We start from the raw sequence: 20,188 nt of genomic DNA, 5'->3' as shown, positions 1-20,188 counted from the left end.
TTGGTGCGCCCGCAGGAACTCGAATCCTGGACCCTCTGATTAAAAGTCAGATGCTCTACCAACTGAGCTACGGGCACTTATCCGCTGCTTTATACAGCTTTAATATTATAGCAAACGAACGGAAGGTTGTCAACTGTAATTTGCGTATGGCAGCCCTTTGCCGCAAAATTGACAGGTGCGGCACGGTGCGGTATAATGAGGCATAATTTAGAGGATCGTCTAAATGATACCCGTTCGCGGGCGGCGGTCTCGGATAAAGAATGAGGTGCTTTGTATGCCTACGTCGGTTCCTTTTCCTTCGGTGGCCTGTGCCATGCTCAGTCTGCTGGTGATTTTTGGCGTGCCCATCGGCCTTGGCATTGCGGTGAACCGCAAGCATAAGGGCAGCGGCTATGCCATCATGATCGGCGCGTTCTGCTTTATTATCAGCGCCTATGTGCTGGAACAGATCCTGCATGGCCTTGTGTTCACCGCTTTTCCCAATATCCGGGACAATATCGTGGTGTTCTGCCTGTACGGCTGCCTGACGGCCGGTCTGTTTGAGGAAACGGCCCGCCTGCTCGGCCTCCGTATGTTGTGCCGGAAAGACAAATCTCCCGCGGTGGGCTTTGCCTATGGTGTGGGCCACGGCGGTATCGAGGCCATTCTGCTGGCAGGACTCACCATGGTCAACAACCTCATGGTCATGTATGCCATCAACAGCGGCAATACCGACAGCCTGCTCACCGGCCTGGAAGGGGACCAGATCACCCTGGCCCAGGAGCAGCTGGCCCAGCTGGCGGCGGTGCCCGCCACCCAGTGGCTGGCCGCCGGCTTTGAGCGGCTGTGTGCCATCGGGCTGCATCTGGCCCTGTCCATGCTGATCTGGATGGTGGTCACCCGCCGTCTGCCCGCCTGGGGCTATCCCGCTGCCATCGGCCTGCATGCTGTATCCAACCTGCCTGCCATGCTGTATCAGGCCGGTGTGATCGGAGTCTGGCCCACGGAATTCGCCACGCTGATCCTGGTGATTCTGGTGGCGCTTCTGGTTCGTCAGCTTTATCTGCACGCGGAACCTGCCCGCCTTTAAGTAACCGTTCCTTTCTGATGCTGTCCTCGCCGTATTGTCCGGCGGGGACACCTTTTTGTTATCACAACAAGGAATTGTCTCATGCTGTTTAATTCTCTGGCCTATGCGGTCTTTCTGCCCCTGGCCGTTCTGGTTTATTTTCTGCTGCCCCAGCGCTGGCGCTGGGCGGCACTGCTGGGCTTCAGCTATTACTTTTACATGAGCTGGAACCCGGAACTCATTGTGCTGATTCTCTTCACCACCGTGGTCAGCTGGCTGGCCGCGCTGGCCGTGCAGCACGCCGCACGCCCCGGTCTGCGCAAGGCCGCGCTGTGGAGCGGTGTGGGACTGTGTCTGGCCTGTCTGTTCTTTTTCAAATATTTCAACTTTTTCTCTCAGAACGTCACGGCGCTGCTGCAGGCGGTGGGGCTGCCTCTGCAGCCCACCACCCTGGAACTGGTTCTGCCGGTGGGCATCAGCTTTTATACCTTCCAGACCCTCAGCTATGTGGTGGACGTCTACCGGGGAAACCTGCAAGCCGAAGGGCATTTCGGCTACTATGCCCTGTATGTCAGCTTCTTTCCTCAGTTGGTGGCCGGCCCCATCGAGCGTGCCGGCAGCCTGCTGCCCCAGCTGCATCAAAGGCATGATCCGGACCTGGGTAATTTCAGCGCCGGCCTTCGCAAGATCTGCGTGGGTATGTTCAAGAAAGTGGTCATTGCCGACTTTGTCTCCACCTATGTGAACAACGTCTATAACGATCTGGCAGGGAAGGGCGGCCTGACCCTGATCCTGGCCACCATGCTGTTCAGCGTGCAGATCTACTGCGACTTCTCCGGCTACTCCGACATTGCGGTGGGCAGTGCCCGACTGCTGGGCATCGACCTGATGGAAAACTTCCGCAGCCCGTACATGGCCCGCAGCGTCAGGGATTTCTGGCGCCGGTGGCATATCAGCCTGACCCGCTGGTTTACCGATTATGTGTACATCCCCCTGGGCGGCAGCCGCTGCAGCCGGGGGCGGCATCTGCGCAATCTGGTGGTGACATTTCTGCTCAGCGGCCTGTGGCACGGGGCCAGCTGGACCTTTGTGCTGTGGGGACTGTATCACGGCCTGTGGCTCTGCGCCGAGACCTTCTACCTGCCCCGTGTGGAGGCCCTGCAGAACCGCCTGCAGGGGGCCCGGGCCGCGGCTTTCTCGGTCCTGCGTACCATGGTCACCTGCTGTATCGTCGGCTTAGGCTGGATCTTCTTCCGGGCCAACGATCTGTCTGATCTGGTATATGTGCTGACCCATCTGGGGCAGGGACTCAGCCCGGTGCACCTGCTGGCTTATGCAGGGGCGGCGGGGCTTACGCCGGCGCTGCTGGGGCTGGCCTTTGCCCTCATGGCAGCCCTGCTGGTCTATGACTGGTACGCCGCCTACCGTACCGACCCCCTGCGCGCCATCTGCCGTGCCCGTCCCTGGCAGCGGTATGCTTTTTATTATCTGCTCTGCTTCGGAGTGCTGGCGGCACTTTGTTCCCGCCCCTTCGGTGCCACCGCCGATTTCATTTATTTCCAGTTCTGACAGGGGAGGCACTATGACAAAACAAGCATTCGCCGGCTATCTGGGCAAACTGCTGGTCTTTCTGCTGGCACTCTGCCTGCCCTTTGCCCTGCTGATCGGTTGTATCGGTTTCGTGCCCGAAACCACCCAGCAGAGCCTTCTGTATACCCTGCATTACAAACTGGACCTGCTGCGGGACACCCCCGGCGGTGACCGCATCCTCATTGCAGGCGGTTCCTCCACCGAGTACGGCACCGACTGTCAGGCCATTGCTGACGCCACCAGCCGGCCCACCTACTGCGTGGGGGTGACAGCCTATCTGGGGGTGGATATGTACCTGAACATGCTGGAGCGCTACGCCCAACCGGGGGATACGGTGATCCTCATGCTGGAACACCTGATGCTCCGGGACACCGGGGTGGATTATCTGGTGCTGTGGCAGGCCTGCGGAACCGACCCGGATGCCTGGGCCTGTGTGCCGCCGGACCTGTGGCTGGGGGCGGCGGCCAGTGCCGGACGGTATCTGGCCCAGCGCTGGCCCAGTGACTGGACTCCCTTGCAGGGCCTGCACTGGACGACATATGACTACGCTCCCGGCCAGACGCCCCACAGTGATGACTTCGGTCCCCTGGGGGATGTGGTCACCCCGCGCACCAACATCCTGGAACACAAGTACAACACCCAGGACATGGTTTCCCTCGGTGCGGAAATTCTGGATCAGGATAACCTGCGGGCCATCCGCCGGTTTACCAAAACCATGGAACAGCGCGGGGTGACGGTACTCTTCAGCCACGCGCCCCTCAATGCCCTGTGCGTGACCAGCAGTGCGGAAGACAATGCCGCCTATGCCGATGCAGTGCGGGAAGAACTGGGCCTGCCGGTGCTGGTGGATTGTCCCGATGCCGTCATGGACGCCGGATACTTCTATGACAGCAACAACCATCTGAACAGTGAGGGCGCCGCCCTTTATACACAAAAATTGATTGAGGGCCTGAAGAACAGCGGTCTGACGGCCTGATTCTGAAAAAGCCCGTTCCTGCGCCTTTTGTGCAGGGACGGGCTTTCGCTTTCCGCTTCATGGGAAGAGGCGGCGGGGGAAGGGAAACGTGCAGAAAAGCAATTTTTACAATGCTGAAAGCGGGGGCCTTTCACTCCGCGGAGAGCCTTGCTGTTCCGCTGAGCGGAACGGCTGGAAAAGGCAAAATTCAACATACGGAACGGCGTTCCACTCAGCGGAACACTTGCCTTGCACAAAGGGAAATATCCGGTTGCCAACTCCCACAATGGCCAAGAGAGGGCGGAAATGCTACACTGAATACAAGGAAAAAGTCCGGCAGAGATCGAGTGCCGGAAAGAATTACGGGAGGTTCAATATGGCAAAAAATGCGATTGTGGGTCAGTCTGGCGGTCCGACTTCGGTCATCAATGCCAGTCTGGCGGGTGTGTTTGAGAGCTGCAAGCGCCGCGGCGCGGAAAAGGTCTATGGCATGATGCACGGTGTGGCCGGACTGCTGGAGCGCCGTGTCTGCGTCCTGGATGAAAAGCTGACCTGCGCCATGGACATCGAACTGCTCAAGCGGACGCCTTCCAGCTACCTGGGCAGCTGCCGCTACAAGCTGCCCGACTGGCACACGCCGGAAGGGGAGCAGGTGTATCAGCAGCTGTTTGCCATCCTGAAGGAACTGGACATCGGGTACTTCTTCTATATTGGCGGCAACGACAGTATGGACACCATCGGAAAGCTGGCCGATTATGGCACCCATATCGGCAGCGAGATCCGCTTCATGGGCGTGCCCAAGACCATCGACAACGACCTGATGGTCACCGACCACACCCCCGGTTACGGCAGTGCCGCCAAGTACATCGGCGTGGTGATGAAGGAGATCATCCGGGACGCCACCGTCTACGGCACCAAATACGTGACCATTGTGGAGATCATGGGCCGCAACGCCGGCTGGCTGACCGCCGCTGCCGCCCTGGCCCGGGCCGAGGACTGTGAGGGCGTGGATATGATCTGCCTGCCCGAAATCCCCTTCAATGTGGACCACTTTGTGGAAAAGGTGGAGCGTATGCAGGCCAAAAAGCCCAGCATTGTCATTGCCGTGTCCGAAGGCGTCAAGCTGGAGGATGGCCGCTACGTCTGCGAGCTGGCCGACGATGTGCACGCGGTGGACGCTTTCGGCCACAAGGCCCTGACCGGTACCGCCCGCTTCCTGGCCAATACCGTGGCCCGCCGCCTGGATACCAAGACCCGCTGCATTGAGCTTTCCACCCTGCAGCGCTGCGCCGGTCACCTGACCAGCCGCACCGATATCACCGAAGCCTACCAGGTGGGCGGTGCCGCTGTCAAGGCCGCGTTTGAAGGCCATACCGGCGAGATGGTGGCCATCAAGCGTATCTCCAACGCGCCTTACCAGTCCACCACCGAGCTGCATCCCATCAGCGAGGTGGCCAACCTGGAAAAGAAGGTTCCGCTGGAATGGATCAACGCCGACCACACCGACATGATGCCGGAGTTCATTTCCTATGCCATGCCCCTGATCCAGGCCGAACTGACCCCCATTTATGTGGAAGGCCTGCCCCATCACATCTATCTGCCGGAATAATGCCGGCCCGCTGAGCCAGCCTCCGCCCCTGCCTGCGCTTTGCCTGTGCGCCGGCGGGGGCATTTTTTCTTTGTGAAAAAAATCCGGTTTCATGCTTGACAAACATCCCGGCATGCGCTATAATAACACATGTCGTTACGGATGATTAGCTCAGCTGGTTAGAGCGCTGCGTTCACATCGCAGAGGTCGAGGGTTCGAGTCCCCCATCCTCCACCAGACACATGCCCCGGTCATGGACCGGGGCGTTTTTATTTTCTTCATAACCCAAAAAGGGCCCGCCGCAGAAAGTTTTGCTCTGCGGCGGGCCTTTTTTGATGGAAAAGTATCTGGCGGGGGACAGAGGCCCCCTTGCATGCCAAAGAAAAGAATTTGTCAACTTCCGGCAAGGAAAGAGGGCTGCCGGGTAAAGCAACGGTAAAAGGCAGGGGAGAAAGACCGGACACAAAAACAAAATTTAACGTATCTGTGCATAAAGCTGCGTGCCGGAATGTTTTCGGAGATTTTACGGAATCATGAACGACAAAGCCCATCCGATTGCGGTATCATATCCAACGGGCACAAAAAGCGCCCTTCTGTCAGTGATTGTTACCGGAGGAGGAAACGGGATCTTCTATGGCTGAGATCGTATTGAAAGATGTATGCAAAGTGTTCGAGAAGAACCAGTATGCGGTAAGTGATTTTTCCCTGCGTATCCGTGACGGGGAGTTTGTGGTTTTTGTGGGGCCTTCCGGCTGCGGCAAATCCACCACCCTGCGGATGATCGCCGGATTGGAGGATATCTCCAAGGGCGAGCTGTGGATCGGGGATGAGCTGTGCAACTACGCCGAACCCGGGGAGCGGGACCTGTCCATGGTGTTCCAGAACTATGCCCTGTACCCCCAGATGTCGGTGTACGACAACATGGCCTTCTCTTTGTCGGTGCGCAAGGTCCCCAAAAAGGAGATCCGCCGCCGTGTGGAGGAAACCGCCGAGATGCTGGGCATCTCCAACCTGCTCAACCGCCGTCCGTCGGCTCTTTCCGGCGGCCAGAAGCAGCGGGTGGCCATCGGCAGCGCCATCATGCGCAAGCCCAAAGCCTTCCTGATGGACGAGCCCCTGTCCAACCTGGATGCCAAGCTGCGCACCCACATGCGGGTGGAACTGGCGGACCTGCACCACAAGCTGGGCATCACCACCATCTACGTCACCCACGACCAGACCGAAGCCATGACCCTGGCCGACCGCATCGTGGTCATGAAAGCGGGGTACATCCAACAGGTGGCCACCCCCATCGACCTGTACAACCATCCCACCAACATGTTTGTGGCGGGCTTCATCGGCTCTCCGGCCATGAACTTCCTGCGGGGACAGGTCAAGCGGGCCGGCAAAGGCGCCGCCTTCCTCACCGAAGGGGGCGAGATCTTCCCCCTGACCGAGGACCAGGCCCATGTGCTGTGGCCCCAGCATGACAACCGGGCCCTGGTGCTGGGCATCCGGCCGGAGGATATCTGCGCCGCGCCTGCCCGCGGCAAGGTGTACGGCGAGATGAAGGGGACCGTCACCGCCTGCGAATCCCTGGGCAACGAGGCCATTGTTCATCTGGAAAACGAGGACGGCGAGTTTGCTGCCCGACTGGACCCGGACCATGGTGCCCGGGCCGGTGAGCAGGCCACCCTGTACCTGAACATGGCCAACGCCCACTTCTTTGACGGCGAGACCGAACAGAATCTTTTCTATCAGTGGAGGAACGAAGCATGAAATCCTTTGCGGAAAAACTCAAGGGCTGCAGCCCTTATGCCTACCTGATCCCCTGTTTTGCCATCTTTGCCATGTTTTTGTTCTACCCCTTCGTCAAGACCATCTACCTGAGCATGTTCCTGACCGACAAGCTGGGGCGGGCCAAGATCTTTGTGGGGGCCCAGAACTACATCGACCTGCTCACCTCCGAAAGCTTTTACAACAGCATCATCGTCACCCTGATCTTTGTGGTCATCGTGGTGTTCGGCAGCATGCTGCTGGGGCTCATCGCGGCGGTTCTGTGCAGCAAGACCTTCCCGGGCATCCGGGCTTTCAGCACCTCCTACGCCCTGCCCATGGCCATTGCCTCCAGCGGCGCGGCCATGATCTTCAAGGTCATCCTGAACCCCACCATCGGCCTGTTCAACAAGGTCACCGGTCTGGACATCAACTGGATCAGCGACCCCCGCTACGCCCTGATCTGCGTGGCCGTGCTCACTGCATGGCTGAACAGCGGCATCAACTTTCTGTACTTCTCCGCGGGTTTGGGCAACATCGATGAATCCATCTACGAGCGCGCTTCGGTGGACGGCGCCAGCGGCATCCAGAAGTTCTTCCGCCTCACCCTGCCGGGTCTGAGCCCCATCATGTTCTACACCCTGGTGGTCAACATCATCCAGGCCTTCCAGTCCTTCGGCCAGGTCAAGATCCTGACCCAGGGCGGCCCCGGCGAGTCCACCAACCTGATCGTCTACTCCATCTACCGCGACGCCTTCTTCAACTACAAGTTCGGCAGCGCGGCGGCGCAGTCCGTGATCCTGTTCCTCATCATCATGGCGCTGACGCTGGTCATGTTCAAGGTCGAAAAGAAGGGAGTCAAATACTGATGGATACCACCGCAACTCTGAAAAATCCCACCGGCGCCACCCTCCGCCGTGCCGATTACACCCAGGAGGAACTGGCCGCCCTGCACCGCCGCATGGGTCTGGCAGCTCTGCGCCGCCGCCGCATCCGCACCGGCGTGCTGATCGTGCTCAACGTGATCATGGCGCTGTTCATCCTCTTCCCGCTGCTGTACGCGGTCAGCGTCTCCCTCATGCCCGGTGAGGAACTCTTCACCATGGAGATGAACCTGCTGCCCAAGCATCCGGATTTCGGCAACTACATCCGCGCCTGGACCCAGGTGCCCCTGCTGCGCTTTGTGCTCAACTCCTTTATTGTGGCGGGCTGCATCACCCTGGGCCAGATCATCACCTGCTCCCTGGCCGCCTTTGCCTTCTCCTTCCTGAACTTCAAGGGCAAAAATCTGCTGTTCATGCTGGTCATGGCCACCATGATGGTCCCCGGGGAAGCCACCATCATCTCCAACTACCTGACCGTCAGTTCCCTGGGCATCCTGGACACCTACCTGGTGCTGATCCTGCCCTCCCTGACCTCCGCCATGGGCATCTTCCTGTTCCGCCAGTTCTACATGACCTTCCCCATGTCCCTGTATGAGTCCGCCAAGCTGGACGGCTGCGGCAACCTGCGGTTCATCGTCAGCATCCTGCTGCCTCTGACCAAGTCCGCCATCGGCGCCATGTCGGTGTACACCTTCATCAACGCCTGGAACATGTACATGTGGCCGCTGCTGGTCACCGGCTCCCAGGAGATGCGCACCGTCCAGATCGGCATCAGCATGCTGGACAACACCGACGCCCAGTCGGTCACCCTGATGATGGCCGGTGTGGTTTCGGTCATCATTCCCAGCATGGTCATCTTCATTGCCGGCCAGAAGCAGCTCATCAAGGGTATGTTCTCCGGCGCCGTCAAGGGCTGAGTTCGCTGTTGCGGCGGGATATCCCGCCTGCCATAGATTTCTGTTGACAAATGTGATATTGTAGGAGAGTGTAAGATGAAAGCCAAAAAGATTCTGGCCGGCCTGATGGCCGCCGCCCTCGTTGCCGTGCCCCTGGCGGGCTGCGGTTCCACCCAGAACAGCACCGCCACCGCTGACACCGCCAGCACGGCGGCTGACGCGGAGGCCCAGGCCGCTGCCCAGCTCATCGGGGACGACTTCAGCACCCTGGACACCACCGGCACCACCATCACCTTCTGGCATTCCATGGGCGGCGTCAACGGCGAAGCCATGACCGCCCTGGTGGACAAGTTCAACCAGGAAAACCAGTACGGCATCACGGTGGAAGCGGTCTACCAGGGCAGCTACGATGACGCCATCAACAAGCTCAAGAGTGCCCAGATTGGCAACATGGGCGCCGACCTGGTCCAGATCTACGACATCGGCACCCGGTTCATGATCGACTCCGGCTGGGTCATCCCCATGCAGCAGCTCATTGATGCTTCCGGGTACGACCTGTCCCAGATCGAGCCCAACATTGCCGCCTACTACACCACCGACGCGGGGCTGTATTCCATGCCCTTCAACTCTTCCACCCCGCTGCTGTACTACAACAAGGATATGTTTGATGCCGCCGGCATCACCGAGATCCCTACCAGTCTGGACGAGATCGCCGAAGTAGGCGACCAGCTGAAGGAGAAGGCTGGCACCCAGGAAGTGCTGGCCATGAGCGTGTACGGCTGGTGGTTCGAGCAGTTCCTGTGCAAGCAGGGCCTGGAAATGGTGGACAACGGCAACGGCCGCACCGCCCCCGCCACCAAGGTGGTCTTTGACGAAAACGGCGGCGCGCTGAACATCCTCAACGCCTGGAAGAAGCTGTACGATGAAGGCTATGCCCCCAACGTGGGCCGCAGCGGCAGCGACACTGCCACCACCGACTTCACCTCCGGCAAGGCTGCCATGATGCTGGGTTCCACTGCTTCCCTGAAGCAGGTCCTGCAGGACACCGGCGACTCCTTTGAGGTGGGCACCGCCTACTTCCCGGCGGTCAGCGCTTCCGATGAAGGCGGCGTGTCCATCGGCGGCGGTTCTCTGTGGGCGCTGAACAACAACGACCCCGTCAAGCTGGCCGCCACCTGGCGCTTCATCGAGTTCCTGATCTCCCCCGAATCCCAGGCTTACTGGAACGCCCAGACCGGTTACTTCCCGGTGACCACCGCCGCAGCGGATGAGGAAGTGTACAAGCAGAACATGGAGCAGTATCCTCAGTTCCAGACGGCCATCGACCAGCTGCATGATTCCGCGCCCCAGTACGCCGGCGCCCTGCTCAGCGTCTTCCCCGAATCCCGCCAGATCGTGGAGACCGAGATCGAGGAGATGCTCAACGGCAGCCAGAGCGCCGAGGACGCCGTCAAGGCCATCACCGAGCAGGTGAACGACTCCATCGAAAATTACAACCTGATCAACGGATAACCCGTATAAAGAGCACTGACCGGGAAAGGCACGGCTTTTCCCGGTTTTTGTGCAGGAAAGGAAACTTGGTATATGAAAAATGTGAAAGTATACGCCCATCGCGGCGCCAGCGCCTACGCGCCGGAAAACACCCTGCCCGCCTTCATTCTGGCCGAAAAGCAGGGGGCCGACGGCATCGAACTGGATGTGCATCTGACCAAAGACGGGGAACTGGTGGTCATTCACGACGAAAAGCTGAACCGTACCACCAACGGAATCGGTCTGGTGAAAGATTACACTCTGGCCGAACTCAAGACCTTCTGCGCGGATAATGGTATGACCGGTTATGAGGAGGTCCGCATTCCCACTTTGCGGGAGGTGCTGGAGCAGGTCAAGCCCGGTAAAATGCTGGTGAACATCGAGCTCAAGACCGGCATCCTGTGGTATGAGGGCATCGAGAAAAAGACCCTGGACCTGGTGGCCGAACTGGGCATGCAGGACCGCATCATCTACTCCTCCTTCAACCATTACAGCATCGCCGAAGTGCGCCGTCTGGACCCGGACGCCCAGACCGCCTACCTCTTCGGGGACATTCCCTGCGATATGGAGCAGTATGCCGCGCAGCGGGGCGTGGGCGGACTGCACCCCGGCCTGTACTGCGTCAAGATGGGCAGCCTGCTCCGGACCTACCTGGACAGCGGTCTGGCCGTGCGGGTCTGGACGGTCAACGGGGAGGAGGACCTGCGCTGGCTCATGGAGGAAGGCGCCGATGTCATCACCAACGACCCCAAACTGGCCCTGGCGGTGCGCAGCCGTCTGGGAGAGTGACTCCCATGAAAAAGCGCCTGTTTCTGCTGGACATTGACGGCACCATCTGCCGGGGCAATGCCCTGATCCCCGGGGCAGGGGCGTTTCTGCAGGCGGTGCGGCGCAGCGGCGGCAAGTTTGTCTTCATCACCAACAACGCCACCCGGGGAACGGCGGATTATATCCGCTTTTTCCGCACCCTGGGGGTGGAGACCACCCCGGACAACTACCTGACCGCCGCCTACGCCACCATCCGGTATCTGAAAGAACACTATGCCGGACAGCATATCTATGCCCTGGCCACCGACTCCTTCATCCGGGAATGCCGCCAGAACGGCCTGAATATCACCACCGATGCCTCGGACAAGGCCATTACCTGCGTGCTGGTCTCCTACGACAATGCCCTGAACTATGAGAAGATCAAGGATGTCTGCCTGCTGCTGACCACCCGCCAGCTGGATTACATCGCCACCAACCCGGACCTGGTCTGCCCGGTGGACTTCGGGTATCTGCCGGACTGCGGCGCCATCTGCAACATGATCGAGACCGCCACCCACCGAAAACCCAAATTCCTGGGCAAACCGGAACCGGCCATGGTGCAGTATGCCCTGCAGAACACCGGCTGCACCCCGGCGGAAGCCCTGGTGGTGGGGGACCGTCTCTACACCGATATCGCCTGCGGTCTGCGTGCCGGGGTGGACACCGCTCTGGTCCTCAGCGGGGAAGCCACCGAAGCCGACGCGGCGGCCAGTGCTGACAAGCCCACCTGGATCTTCCCCTCGGTGGCCGAACTGCGGCAGGCTTTTCTGCCGGACCCGACCGTGCATGGAGCCCGGGTTTCCGCCGCCGTGCCCGCTGCCCGCGCCTGCGTCTGACGCATATCGTCCCATAAAAAACACCCCTCTGCTGCAAAAGCGCTGCGGCAGAGGGGTGTTCTTTGTGGGGATGGATGTAAGAAGATTCAGGCTGTCCGGCGGACCCGGCGCAGCGCCAGCCCGATGACCAGTCCGAGGATGGCGGGGCAGACCCAGCCGAATCCCAGTTTGCACAACGGCAGCCAGTTTTCGGCGGCGTTCACCAGCGGTTCCAGGTGAAGCAGTGTGCGGGTGGTTTCCGGCAGGGTGCGCAGCAGGTCGATGATGGCCGCCGCCATGGTGAAACCGATGGTCCACCGCAGTACGCCCCGGTCATTGCCGAAGAGCCCGCCGCCCAGGGTGAGCAGGATCAGCACAATGGACAAGGGGTACAGGAACATGAGCACCGGGGTGGAGTAGGCCAGGATGGCGTTCAGGCCCAGGTTGGCAATCAGGAAGGAAACCACACAGAACCCGATGGCCCACACCCGGTAGGAAGGTCCGGCAGGGAACAGCTGCACAAAGGTCTCGCTGCAGCTGGTGATCAGGCCCACCGCCGTTTTCAGGCAGGCCAGGGTGACGGTGGCGGCCAGGATCAGGGCACCCACGCCGCCGAAGTAGTGCTCGGCAATCAGAGCCAGGGCCTCGCCGCCGTTGGCCGAAACCGGGAACACGCCCCGGCTCTGGGCGCCCATCACAATGACCAGCACATAGATCAGCCCCATGAACAGGGAACTGAACAGTCCGGCCAGTACGGTGCTCCTGGCCACCGCGCCGGGTTCCTCCACCCCCAGGCTGCGGATGGCATTGACCACAATGATGCCGAAGGCCAGACTGGCCAGGGCATCCATGGTGTTGTACCCTTCCAGGACCCCGGCGGTAAAGGCGTTGGCAGCGTAGCTGCCGGAAGGCTCTACCAGGCTCACATCTCCCAGCGGTGCGGTCAGGGCGCGCACCACCAGCACGGCCAGAAAACAGAGAAACAGCGGGGTGAGCACTTTGCCCACCCAGGTCAGGATCTCTCCGGGCCGCAGGGAGAAGAAGAGCACCGCCCCGAAAAAGACCAGGGAAAAGATGGCCAGCGCCGCGCTGCCGCCCTGGGGCAGCAGACGCTCAATGCCCACCGTGTAGGAGACGGTGGCGCAGCGGGGAATGGCGAAAAATGGCCCGATGGTCAGGTACAGGACACAGGTGAAGAAAAATCCGTATCCCCGGCCCAACCGGCTGCTCAGGGCAAACAATCCTTCCTTGCGGCTGATGCCCAGGGCGGCCACACCCAGCAGGGGCAGGCCCACACCGGTGATCAACAGCCCCGCCGATGCCCACCACAGGTCCCGCCCTGCCATCTGCCCCACGGCGGCGGGAAAAATCAGGTTGCCGGCGCCGAAAAACAGCCCGAACAGCATGGTGGCCACGGTCAGCAGCTGGCGCAGCGTCAGTTTTTTCATCATAGGATTCCTCGTACTTTCGTAATCGTTGTGTCCCATTATACCCTATGGCAAAGGAGCGGGTAAACCCCGAATAGCCAAAAAACGGCCCCTGTGGTACAATGAAAAAAATGCAACTGCCTGGTGAATTTTTTCCCTCCCCCGGCAGAAAGGAGTTTCCCGATGAAACGTGTTCTTTTGACCGGTTCCGGCGGGTTTGTGGGGGCCCGGGTGATGGCGCAGCTGGCCGGAAGGCTGGAACTGATCCCGGCGCCCCGCGGCCTCATGGCCCGGGCCACCGAATCCGACATCGCCCGCCTGGTGGCCGAAACCCGCCCCGATGCCATCCTGCATACGGCGGCATTGTCTGATACCGGTTACTGTGAAGCCCACAAGGAAGAATCTTATCGCGCCAATGTGCAGCTGCCGCTCTGGCTGGCCAAAGCGGCGGCAGGGCAGGGGAGCAAGCTGGTGGCGTTCAGTTCCGACCAGGTCTATGCCGGCGTGGAGCTGCACGGCCCGCTGTCGGAAGAACTCCCGCTGACGCCCGCCAACGTCTACGGCCGCCACAAACTGGAGATGGAACAGCGGGTGCTGGACGCTCTGCCGGATGCGGTGCTGCTGCGGGCCACCTGGCTGTATGATCTGCCCGGGTACGGCCTGCCCATCCGGGGCAACCTGCCTTTGAATCTGCTTCACGCCGCCCTGCACGGCCAGTCCCTGACCTTCTCCCCCGGAGATTACCGCGGTGTCACCTATGTGCGTCAGGCGGTGGAAAACCTGCTGCCCGCGCTGGAACTGTCCGGCGGGGTCTATAACTTCGGCAGCGAAAACGACCTGGATATGCTGGAAACGGCCTGGCGGTTCTGTGCAGCCCTGCAGGTGGCGCCCGAACTTGTGCCGGGGGACCGTACCCGCAATCTGTCCATGAACACCGCCAGGGCCCGCAAGGGCGGTGTGGTGTTTGATGATACCGCGGACGGGATCCGGCGCTGCCTGCGGGATTACGGCCTGCGGTAAAGCGGCAGGCAGACACGGCCCAACGCAGCGCCGGTCTCTTTGTCGTACAAGTTTCGGCAGGACTTCCTGACTGCAAAGAATAAGTTACAAAAAGGGGGATGACCATGAGGATACTGATGCTGGGCAACAGCCTGACTTTCACCAACCGTATGCCGGAGCTTCTGGCCGGACTGACCGGTGCGGAGGTGGTGCAGCATACCCGCGGCGGTGCGCGGCTGGCGGAACAGCTGAACCCGAAGACCCGGCTGGGCGCCATGACCCGGAAGGCACTGACGGAGGAGCACTGGGACTATGTGGTGCTGCAGGAGATGAGCCATGGCCCGATCACCACGCCGGAGCGATTCTTTTCCAGTGTGCGGCAGCTCTGTGAGAAAATCCGGGCAAACGGGGCCGTGCCGGTGCTGTATGCCACCTGGGCCTACCGCCGGGATGGGGCCGAACTGGCTGACAAGGGCTGGACCTATGAGGAAATGGCTAAGGGATTGTCCGACGCCTACCGGCAGGCCGCTCGGGAGAATCATGCGCTGCTGGCGGATGTGGGCAGCCGGTTCAGTGCCTTGTCCCAGACCAGGGACCTGTATGAGTTCGACGGGGTTCACCCCAATGAAGAGGGGGCCCGTGTGGCGGCCGAGACCATTGCCGCTGTCATCAAGCAACAGGAGGAGACCAAAAAATGATACGGGATATCTGCCGGGACGAGTCGTTCCTGGCCCAAAAATCAGCGCCGGCCACCCCGGCGGACCTGCCGGTGGCAGAGGACCTGCTGGAAACGCTGGAACATCATCAGGCGGGCTGTGTGGGCATGGCCGCCAATATGATCGGGGTCAACAAGCGCATCATTGCCTTTGACAACGAGGGCCGTTATATGGTCATGTTCAACCCGGAGATCATCCAGAGAACCGGACCCTACCAGACAGAGGAAGGATGCCTGTCCCTTACCGGGGTACGTCCGGCCAACCGGTGGAAGAGCATCAAGGTCAGGTGGCAGAATGAAAAATTTCAGCAGCGGATCAAAAAGTTCACCGGATGGACAGCCCAGATCATCCAGCATGAAATCGACCATTGTGACGGCATCATCATCTGAGTCGGACGCAGAATGACCGAGAATAAGGAGCAAACCATGTTTACAAACAAAGTGGCTGTTGTCACCGGCGGTGCCAAAGGCATCGGCAAAGCCGTTGCGGAGGAATTCCGCAAGGCGGGGGCAAAAGTCTGCATCATTGATCTGCTGCCCAACGGGTACTATGTGGGGAATCTGGCCGACCAGCAGGTCCTGGAGTCCTTTGCCCGCAAGGTCGTGGAGGACCATGGCCATGTGGATTACCTGATCAACAACGCCCTGCCTTTGATGAAAGGGCTGGATTCCTGCAGTTATGAGGAGTTCAACTACGCCCTGCGGGTGGGGGTCACGGCGCCGTTTTACCTGACCAAACTGTTTGCGCCGCACTTTGCCCCCGGCGCTGCCATCGTGAACATCTCTTCCTCCCGGGACCGCATGAGCCAGCCCGGGACCGAAAGCTATACGGCTGCCAAGGGCGGCATATCGGCCCTGACCCATGCCCTGGCTGTGAGTCTGGCAGGGAAAGTGCGGGTCAATTCCATCTCTCCCGGCTGGATCGACACGGACTATACCGTGTACCAAGGCCCCGATGCGTTCCAGCAGCCGGCGGGGCGTGTGGGCAACCCGCTGGATATCGCCAACATGGTGCTGTATCTCTGCTCCGACAAGGCGGGCTTCATCACCGGCGAAAATATCTGTATCGACGGCGGCATGACCCGCCAGATGATCTACCACAATGATTTCGGATGGACTTTGCAGGGAGGCGATGCACAATGAAAATGGCCGTTTGCTACTATTCCCGCCACCATGGCAATACCCTGAAAGTGCTGCAGGCCATGGCCCGGGAAACGGAAATGGATCTGATCGACGTGACCGTCCGCCGGACCGTCCGGCTGGAAGACTACGACTGCATCGGGTTTGCCGCGGGAATCTCCGGCTTTGAATTTCAGAAAGCGGTGGTGGACTTTGCCCGACAGTATCTGCCAGCGGGCAAACCGGTCTTTTTTGTCTACACCTACGGCGGAGCCAAGGGCAGCGGGACCAGGTCCATTGCTGCGGTCGCCGAAGAAAAGGGCTGCCCCGTATGGGGTGAATTCGGCTGCCGGGGCTACTGCACCTTCGGACCTTTCCGGCTGGTGGGCGGCGTTGCCAAAGGGCGCCCGGATGCCCGGGACCTGGAGGATGCCCGACAATTCTGCCGGGACCTCCTGCAGCGTCATGAGGGAGGCAACCGGACATGAGGATCGCCATTCTGTCCGACACCCATGGCCTGCTGCGGCCGGAGGTCAAGGAAATGCTGAAAACCGCCGATGTCATCCTTCATGGTGGTGATATCAACAAACCAGCGATCGTGGAAGAACTGCGCCGGTATGCACCTGTGCATGTTGTCCGCGGCAATAACGACAAGGAGTGGGCCGCGGACATTCCCCACGACCTCACCCTGACGCTGGATGGCGTGACCTTTTACATGGTCCACAACAAAAAGGAACTCCCGGCGGACCTGAGCGGGGTGGATGTGGTGGTGTTCGGTCACTCCCATAAGTATGTGCACCAAGAGCGGGATGGGCGCCTGTGGCTCAACCCGGGCTCCTGCGGACCCCGCCGTTTTCATCAGGAAATCACCATGATGATGGCGGAGGCGGAAAACGGGCAGATCCGGGTGGAAAAAATCACCATTCCCCACGAGGTACCATGATGGAACTGGGACTGACGTTTCCTCTGCAGCGGTTTCTGAAGCTGAAACCGCCGGACTACGGTACCCAGCCGGACCGGCGCTTCTGCTGGGACCTGCACGGGATCGAACTGCGGGGCCGCAAATGCCTGCTGGCGGTCCATTGCCACAGCCGGTATACCTTTGTGCGGTATGATGTGCCGCCGCTGCTCTGGGCGGACCTGCCGGCCTTGTTCCGGATGGGTTTGCGGGAAAGCCTTCTGGCCGCCGGATTCCCGCCCGAAAGTGTGACCGGGTATCTGCAGGCGGCGGGGGAGGATGTCCTGACCAGGACCCATGGCCGCCGGGAGGTGGCTTTCCTGAACCGGGCATGGGAGGACGTGCTGGCAATGGAGACATTCCTGGACCCCGCATCCGGCGGCCAGCCGCTGCTGGACCATGCGGTCAACACCTGTCCCAGCCGCTGCGCGGGAGCCCCGGGGCAGGGGAGAGGTCTGGATCGTCTGGCTGCCTTGCTGTGCTGAAAACTGCCCAAAGCCCCGGCAGAAAAAACAACTGTACCGGCAATTGACTTGTTCGGGTTCATCGGATACAATGAATGTAAATAGTTGGTTTTATTGTTATCCTGTGAAGATGGTCACATTTCAGGCCATCCGGACTTTTCAAGCGGTGCTGTCCACAGGGGGGCTGCCGATGCAATATTCAAAGTACAACCATTTGTGTGAACTCAAAGGCGATTCCCACGCCTATCTGCTGTATAATTTCCTGACGGGTGCGCTGGTCAAACTGGATGAAGAACACAAGCGTTTGTATGAAGGCATTCTGGAAACAGAGGGACACGATGATGTCCGTGCCTTTTTGCTGAAGAATGGGTTCCTCATCGACAATTTTGACGAGCTGAACTATCTTTTGCTCGGGAACAAGCTTACCTGTACCGACAGTGAACTTCTCTCCGTGCTGATTGCCCCGACGCTGTCGTGCAACTTCCGGTGCCCCTATTGTTTCGAGCGCCACGGCAGCGGCATGATGGACGAAAAAACGCAGGATGCCATCATCCGGTTTATTGAGAAGTCCATCCAGGAGCATCATCACAAGCAGCTTTTTGTGTACTGGTTCGGCGGAGAGCCGCTGCTTGGGATTGATATCATTGACCACATGGCGCAGCAGCTCTTGTCACTTGCCCATAAATACGGTGTTTCCTATACGTCCGCCATGTCCACGAACGGATATTTCCTGACGCCGGAGAACATGGCCATTTTGGAGCGGGCCCAGGTTGGCCGCATCCAGATCACTCTGGACGGCATGAAGGAGACCAACGATGCAACGCGTGTCCTTGCCAATGGCGAAGGATCGTTTGATGTCATCATCTCCAACCTGCGCCGGATGAAGACGCCCATCCAGATTCAGATCCGCAGCAATCTGCACAAGAAAAATGCGGAGGAATTCACACAGCTCAAGCAGCTGATCGATTCCATTGCAGCGGAAAACGGAGTGAATATGTCCGCCTATGGCGCCCACATGGCGAAATATGAATTCAACAACGAGAATGTGGATGACATGGTTCTTTCCATGCAGGAATTTTCCGGCGTACTTAAGAAAAACGGCATTATGGGAAACAGCAAGGCAAACCGCGCGCGATTTGCTTTTTGCGATGCGGCCAAAGTGTATTCCTATTGTTTCGATGAGAAGGGGAATATGTACAAATGTTGGAATGATATCGGGACACCATCCCGTGCCTACGACAACGTTTTCTCGGCAATGGAGACAGGGCTTGATCTCTCTTCCGTGAATGCGACTGCCTTCCTGGCCCGCAGTTTCCCGGATGACCCCGAATGCCTTGCTTGCAAAGTCCTTCCGCTGTGTATGGGAGGATGCATTCTGAAACGCGTCTGGGAAAAACAGAAGACATGCTCTCCTGTCAAATATGACATGGACGACTATGTCAACAAAAAATACAGCCTGAGTGTCGGCGCGGATGTCGCGGATACCGGCAATTGACCGAATCATCAGAACAGAGAATGTCCGAACCAAAGGAGGTGAAAAGAATGGAATTGATTTATGCAGGCGATAACCTGGCTGAAAAGATGAAGCACGTGACGCTGAATGCGTCGTGCCAGGGGGACACTTGTGATTCTCACGACGGCTGCGGCGAACAGTGCAACCACTCCTATTGCCGCTACTGATTCGGAGCGAAGAATGGAGCGTTGACTGTTTTTACGCAAATGATGACCAATAGCAACCCCGGAAGAGGCGGACCATCTGCAGGAAGGTTCCGCCTCTTTTTGTTATGAAAATGAGGTGGGACTGCTTCCATGCAAGCGGTCATGCACTTTTTTGAGAGGGGAGTGCTCCCGGAACACAGCCTTTTGCACGCAGTCTGTCCTGTGCCAATCCCGCCGCCGAAATGTCCCCATTCAGCCGACCATTCCTGTTGATCAGAAAGGTCTGGCGGGAAGCCCCGGGGGGCGGCCAGGCCCCCCGGTATAAATTGCTTTCCAGTGTAATGCGCGGATATTCCTTCCGCCCGTTGACCTCACAGACCAGCGTCTGGGGTTCGGGCGCCAGATCCAACACCCAGGCGAACCGCGTATCGTCGATGGGTGTGATGCGGCGGACAAAGTTCTGGATGAACCATTCGCTCACCATGCCGTCGGTGAAATCCACCGCTTCGCAGAGGCTGGCCTCGATGGCGTCCATATCCAGCGTGTTGTGGTCCCCCTGCTTGGCCAGCAGTTCCGCCTTCTCCTTGTTGACCCGCTGCTGCTGGACGCCTATTTCGTTGCTCTGCTCCACAAACTGGCTCAGGGTGATCTGGTTGGACGCCTTCATCATAATCAGGTTGTCCAGCCGTTGGTTCAGGGCGTCCATCCGTTTTTCCAGCGCTTTCAACTTGGCCGGGTCGGCGCTTTCTTCCCGGTAGCAGGCATTGAGCATCCGGCAGGCTTCCAGCACTGCCTCCCGCCGGTTGCCCCACACGGTCTCGAAGATTTTCAAGGCCATCAGCTCCAGCTTCCATTCCGGGAAGGCTTTCAGTTCACAGATGCCCGCGGGCAGACCGTGTTTTTTCAGATACAGGGCGGATTGCTTTTTGTGGCGGTAGCACTCAAAGCCATAGACCTGGGTTCCGTCCGCCTTGGTGTT

General features: G+C 59.5%; 22 protein-coding genes and 2 tRNA genes. 21 read left to right on the top strand and 3 right to left on the bottom strand.

Translation table 11 applies throughout. The annotated features are described in order from the left end of the window. Position 1: 1 nt before the first annotated feature. A tRNA-Lys gene (locus tag Q0K17_RS06085) sits at positions 2-77 on the bottom strand. 197 nt (positions 78-274) lie between these two features. Between Q0K17_RS06085 and Q0K17_RS06080 the strand changes: the two genes are divergently transcribed. The 12 genes from Q0K17_RS06080 to Q0K17_RS06025 all read left to right on the top strand — a co-directional run bounded on the left by Q0K17_RS06080 (position 275) and on the right by Q0K17_RS06025 (position 11,889). Further along, on the top strand, positions 275-1,069 hold the full coding sequence (locus Q0K17_RS06080) for a YhfC family glutamic-type intramembrane protease (RefSeq protein WP_294540968.1): 795 nt from the start codon (positions 275-277) through the stop codon (positions 1,067-1,069). Positions 1,070-1,150: 81 nt separating this feature from the next. Beyond that, complete coding sequence (locus Q0K17_RS06075; RefSeq protein WP_294540966.1) at positions 1,151-2,617, top strand: MBOAT family O-acyltransferase; 1,467 nt, start codon at positions 1,151-1,153, stop codon at positions 2,615-2,617. A gap of 13 nt (positions 2,618-2,630) precedes the next feature. After that, complete coding sequence (locus Q0K17_RS06070; protein WP_294540964.1) at positions 2,631-3,614, top strand: hypothetical protein; 984 nt, start codon at positions 2,631-2,633, stop codon at positions 3,612-3,614. 355 nt (positions 3,615-3,969) lie between these two features. Further along, positions 3,970-5,202 carry a 6-phosphofructokinase gene (locus Q0K17_RS06065; RefSeq protein WP_294540962.1) on the top strand — a complete coding sequence of 411 codons (1,233 nt, stop codon included), beginning with the start codon at positions 3,970-3,972 and terminating at the stop codon, positions 5,200-5,202. A 139-nt stretch (positions 5,203-5,341) separates the two neighbouring features. Continuing rightward, positions 5,342-5,418: transfer RNA gene (locus Q0K17_RS06060), tRNA-Val, on the top strand. Positions 5,419-5,550: 132 nt separating this feature from the next. Then, entirely contained in the window at positions 5,551-5,718 is a 168-nt protein-coding gene (locus tag Q0K17_RS06055) for a hypothetical protein (RefSeq protein WP_294540960.1), read from the top strand. Positions 5,719-5,814: 96 nt separating this feature from the next. Beyond that, on the top strand, positions 5,815-6,939 hold the full coding sequence (gene ugpC, locus Q0K17_RS06050) for a sn-glycerol-3-phosphate ABC transporter ATP-binding protein UgpC (RefSeq protein ID WP_294540958.1): 1,125 nt from the start codon (positions 5,815-5,817) through the stop codon (positions 6,937-6,939). After that, positions 6,936-7,805 (top strand): sugar ABC transporter permease, encoded by an 870-nt coding sequence (locus tag Q0K17_RS06045; protein ID WP_294540956.1) that lies wholly within the window; start codon positions 6,936-6,938, stop codon positions 7,803-7,805. Before ugpC ends, Q0K17_RS06045 begins: the two co-directional genes overlap by 4 nt. A 92-nt stretch (positions 7,806-7,897) precedes the next feature. After that, positions 7,898-8,737 carry a carbohydrate ABC transporter permease gene (locus Q0K17_RS06040; RefSeq protein WP_294540970.1) on the top strand — a complete coding sequence of 280 codons (840 nt, stop codon included), beginning with the start codon at positions 7,898-7,900 and terminating at the stop codon, positions 8,735-8,737. Between the two features lie 75 nt (positions 8,738-8,812). After that, positions 8,813-10,228 carry an ABC transporter substrate-binding protein gene (locus tag Q0K17_RS06035; protein WP_294540954.1) on the top strand — a complete coding sequence of 472 codons (1,416 nt, stop codon included), beginning with the start codon at positions 8,813-8,815 and terminating at the stop codon, positions 10,226-10,228. Between the two features lie 72 nt (positions 10,229-10,300). Further along, the gene (locus tag Q0K17_RS06030) at positions 10,301-11,035 is read left to right on the top strand and encodes a glycerophosphodiester phosphodiesterase (RefSeq protein ID WP_294540952.1); all 735 of its coding nucleotides are present in this window, start codon (positions 10,301-10,303) and stop codon (positions 11,033-11,035) included. Between the two features lie 5 nt (positions 11,036-11,040). After that, positions 11,041-11,889: an HAD-IIA family hydrolase gene (locus Q0K17_RS06025; RefSeq protein ID WP_294540950.1), complete on the top strand. Its 849-nt coding sequence runs from the start codon at positions 11,041-11,043 to the stop codon at positions 11,887-11,889. Between the two features lie 86 nt (positions 11,890-11,975). On the opposite strand, the gene brnQ is transcribed toward Q0K17_RS06025, so the two are convergent. After that, positions 11,976-13,316 (bottom strand): branched-chain amino acid transport system II carrier protein, encoded by a 1,341-nt coding sequence (gene brnQ, locus Q0K17_RS06020; protein ID WP_366776758.1) that lies wholly within the window; start codon positions 13,314-13,316, stop codon positions 11,976-11,978. Between the two features lie 162 nt (positions 13,317-13,478). Here brnQ and Q0K17_RS06015 point away from each other — a divergent pair, with 162 nt between their 5' ends. The 9 genes from Q0K17_RS06015 (at position 13,479) to Q0K17_RS05975 (ending at position 19,230) form a co-directional block, all read left to right on the top strand. Then, positions 13,479-14,315, top strand: coding sequence for a sugar nucleotide-binding protein (locus tag Q0K17_RS06015; RefSeq protein WP_294540946.1), 837 nt, complete (start codon positions 13,479-13,481; stop codon positions 14,313-14,315). Positions 14,316-14,419: 104 nt separating this feature from the next. Beyond that, on the top strand, positions 14,420-14,992 hold the full coding sequence (locus tag Q0K17_RS06010; protein WP_294540944.1) for an SGNH/GDSL hydrolase family protein: 573 nt from the start codon (positions 14,420-14,422) through the stop codon (positions 14,990-14,992). Next, positions 14,989-15,399 carry a peptide deformylase gene (locus Q0K17_RS06005; RefSeq protein ID WP_294540942.1) on the top strand — a complete coding sequence of 137 codons (411 nt, stop codon included), beginning with the start codon at positions 14,989-14,991 and terminating at the stop codon, positions 15,397-15,399. The genes Q0K17_RS06010 and Q0K17_RS06005 overlap by 4 nt, the downstream gene beginning before the upstream one ends. Before the next feature lie 36 nt (positions 15,400-15,435). Next, positions 15,436-16,152 (top strand): SDR family oxidoreductase, encoded by a 717-nt coding sequence (locus Q0K17_RS06000; protein WP_294540940.1) that lies wholly within the window; start codon positions 15,436-15,438, stop codon positions 16,150-16,152. Continuing rightward, the gene (locus Q0K17_RS05995) at positions 16,149-16,616 is read left to right on the top strand and encodes a flavodoxin domain-containing protein (protein WP_294540938.1); all 468 of its coding nucleotides are present in this window, start codon (positions 16,149-16,151) and stop codon (positions 16,614-16,616) included. Before Q0K17_RS06000 ends, Q0K17_RS05995 begins: the two co-directional genes overlap by 4 nt. Beyond that, positions 16,613-17,071 carry a metallophosphoesterase family protein gene (locus Q0K17_RS05990; protein ID WP_294540936.1) on the top strand — a complete coding sequence of 153 codons (459 nt, stop codon included), beginning with the start codon at positions 16,613-16,615 and terminating at the stop codon, positions 17,069-17,071. Before Q0K17_RS05995 ends, Q0K17_RS05990 begins: the two co-directional genes overlap by 4 nt. Continuing rightward, entirely contained in the window at positions 17,068-17,571 is a 504-nt protein-coding gene (locus Q0K17_RS05985) for a hypothetical protein (RefSeq protein WP_294540934.1), read from the top strand. The genes Q0K17_RS05990 and Q0K17_RS05985 overlap by 4 nt, the downstream gene beginning before the upstream one ends. A gap of 109 nt (positions 17,572-17,680) precedes the next feature. Further along, positions 17,681-19,045: a radical SAM protein gene (locus Q0K17_RS05980; protein ID WP_294540932.1), complete on the top strand. Its 1,365-nt coding sequence runs from the start codon at positions 17,681-17,683 to the stop codon at positions 19,043-19,045. A 47-nt stretch (positions 19,046-19,092) separates the two neighbouring features. Continuing rightward, positions 19,093-19,230, top strand: coding sequence for a hypothetical protein (locus Q0K17_RS05975; protein WP_294540931.1), 138 nt, complete (start codon positions 19,093-19,095; stop codon positions 19,228-19,230). A gap of 139 nt (positions 19,231-19,369) precedes the next feature. On the opposite strand, the gene Q0K17_RS05970 is transcribed toward Q0K17_RS05975, so the two are convergent. Next, the coding region (locus Q0K17_RS05970; protein WP_294540930.1) for a hypothetical protein at positions 19,370-20,188 on the bottom strand (819 nt) is incomplete at its 5' end.

It is taken from the genome of uncultured Gemmiger sp., assembly GCA_944388105.1.
Classification (GTDB): Bacteria; Bacillota; Clostridia; order Oscillospirales; family Ruminococcaceae; genus Gemmiger.
Note: the sequence above shows the minus strand (reverse complement) of the source record. Positions and strands in the feature narration are given on the sequence as shown.

Coding starts and splice junctions, on each gene's coding strand:
- Q0K17_RS06080 (WP_294540968.1), top strand. CDS start 275: ATGCCTACGTCGGTTCCTTTTCCTTCGGTGGCCTGTGCCATGCTCAGT.
- Q0K17_RS06075 (WP_294540966.1), top strand. CDS start 1,151: ATGCTGTTTAATTCTCTGGCCTATGCGGTCTTTCTGCCCCTGGCCGTT.
- Q0K17_RS06070 (WP_294540964.1), top strand. CDS start 2,631: ATGACAAAACAAGCATTCGCCGGCTATCTGGGCAAACTGCTGGTCTTT.
- Q0K17_RS06065 (WP_294540962.1), top strand. CDS start 3,970: ATGGCAAAAAATGCGATTGTGGGTCAGTCTGGCGGTCCGACTTCGGTC.
- ugpC (WP_294540958.1), top strand. CDS start 5,815: ATGGCTGAGATCGTATTGAAAGATGTATGCAAAGTGTTCGAGAAGAAC.
- Q0K17_RS06045 (WP_294540956.1), top strand. CDS start 6,936: ATGAAATCCTTTGCGGAAAAACTCAAGGGCTGCAGCCCTTATGCCTAC.
- Q0K17_RS06040 (WP_294540970.1), top strand. CDS start 7,898: ATGGGTCTGGCAGCTCTGCGCCGCCGCCGCATCCGCACCGGCGTGCTG.
- Q0K17_RS06035 (WP_294540954.1), top strand. CDS start 8,813: ATGAAAGCCAAAAAGATTCTGGCCGGCCTGATGGCCGCCGCCCTCGTT.
- Q0K17_RS06030 (WP_294540952.1), top strand. CDS start 10,301: ATGAAAAATGTGAAAGTATACGCCCATCGCGGCGCCAGCGCCTACGCG.
- Q0K17_RS06025 (WP_294540950.1), top strand. CDS start 11,041: ATGAAAAAGCGCCTGTTTCTGCTGGACATTGACGGCACCATCTGCCGG.
- brnQ (WP_366776758.1), bottom strand. CDS start 13,316: ATGAAAAAACTGACGCTGCGCCAGCTGCTGACCGTGGCCACCATGCTG.
- Q0K17_RS06015 (WP_294540946.1), top strand. CDS start 13,479: ATGAAACGTGTTCTTTTGACCGGTTCCGGCGGGTTTGTGGGGGCCCGG.
- Q0K17_RS06010 (WP_294540944.1), top strand. CDS start 14,420: ATGAGGATACTGATGCTGGGCAACAGCCTGACTTTCACCAACCGTATG.
- Q0K17_RS06005 (WP_294540942.1), top strand. CDS start 14,989: ATGATACGGGATATCTGCCGGGACGAGTCGTTCCTGGCCCAAAAATCA.
- Q0K17_RS06000 (WP_294540940.1), top strand. CDS start 15,436: ATGTTTACAAACAAAGTGGCTGTTGTCACCGGCGGTGCCAAAGGCATC.
- Q0K17_RS05995 (WP_294540938.1), top strand. CDS start 16,149: ATGAAAATGGCCGTTTGCTACTATTCCCGCCACCATGGCAATACCCTG.
- Q0K17_RS05990 (WP_294540936.1), top strand. CDS start 16,613: ATGAGGATCGCCATTCTGTCCGACACCCATGGCCTGCTGCGGCCGGAG.
- Q0K17_RS05985 (WP_294540934.1), top strand. CDS start 17,068: ATGATGGAACTGGGACTGACGTTTCCTCTGCAGCGGTTTCTGAAGCTG.
- Q0K17_RS05980 (WP_294540932.1), top strand. CDS start 17,681: ATGGTCACATTTCAGGCCATCCGGACTTTTCAAGCGGTGCTGTCCACA.
- Q0K17_RS05975 (WP_294540931.1), top strand. CDS start 19,093: ATGGAATTGATTTATGCAGGCGATAACCTGGCTGAAAAGATGAAGCAC.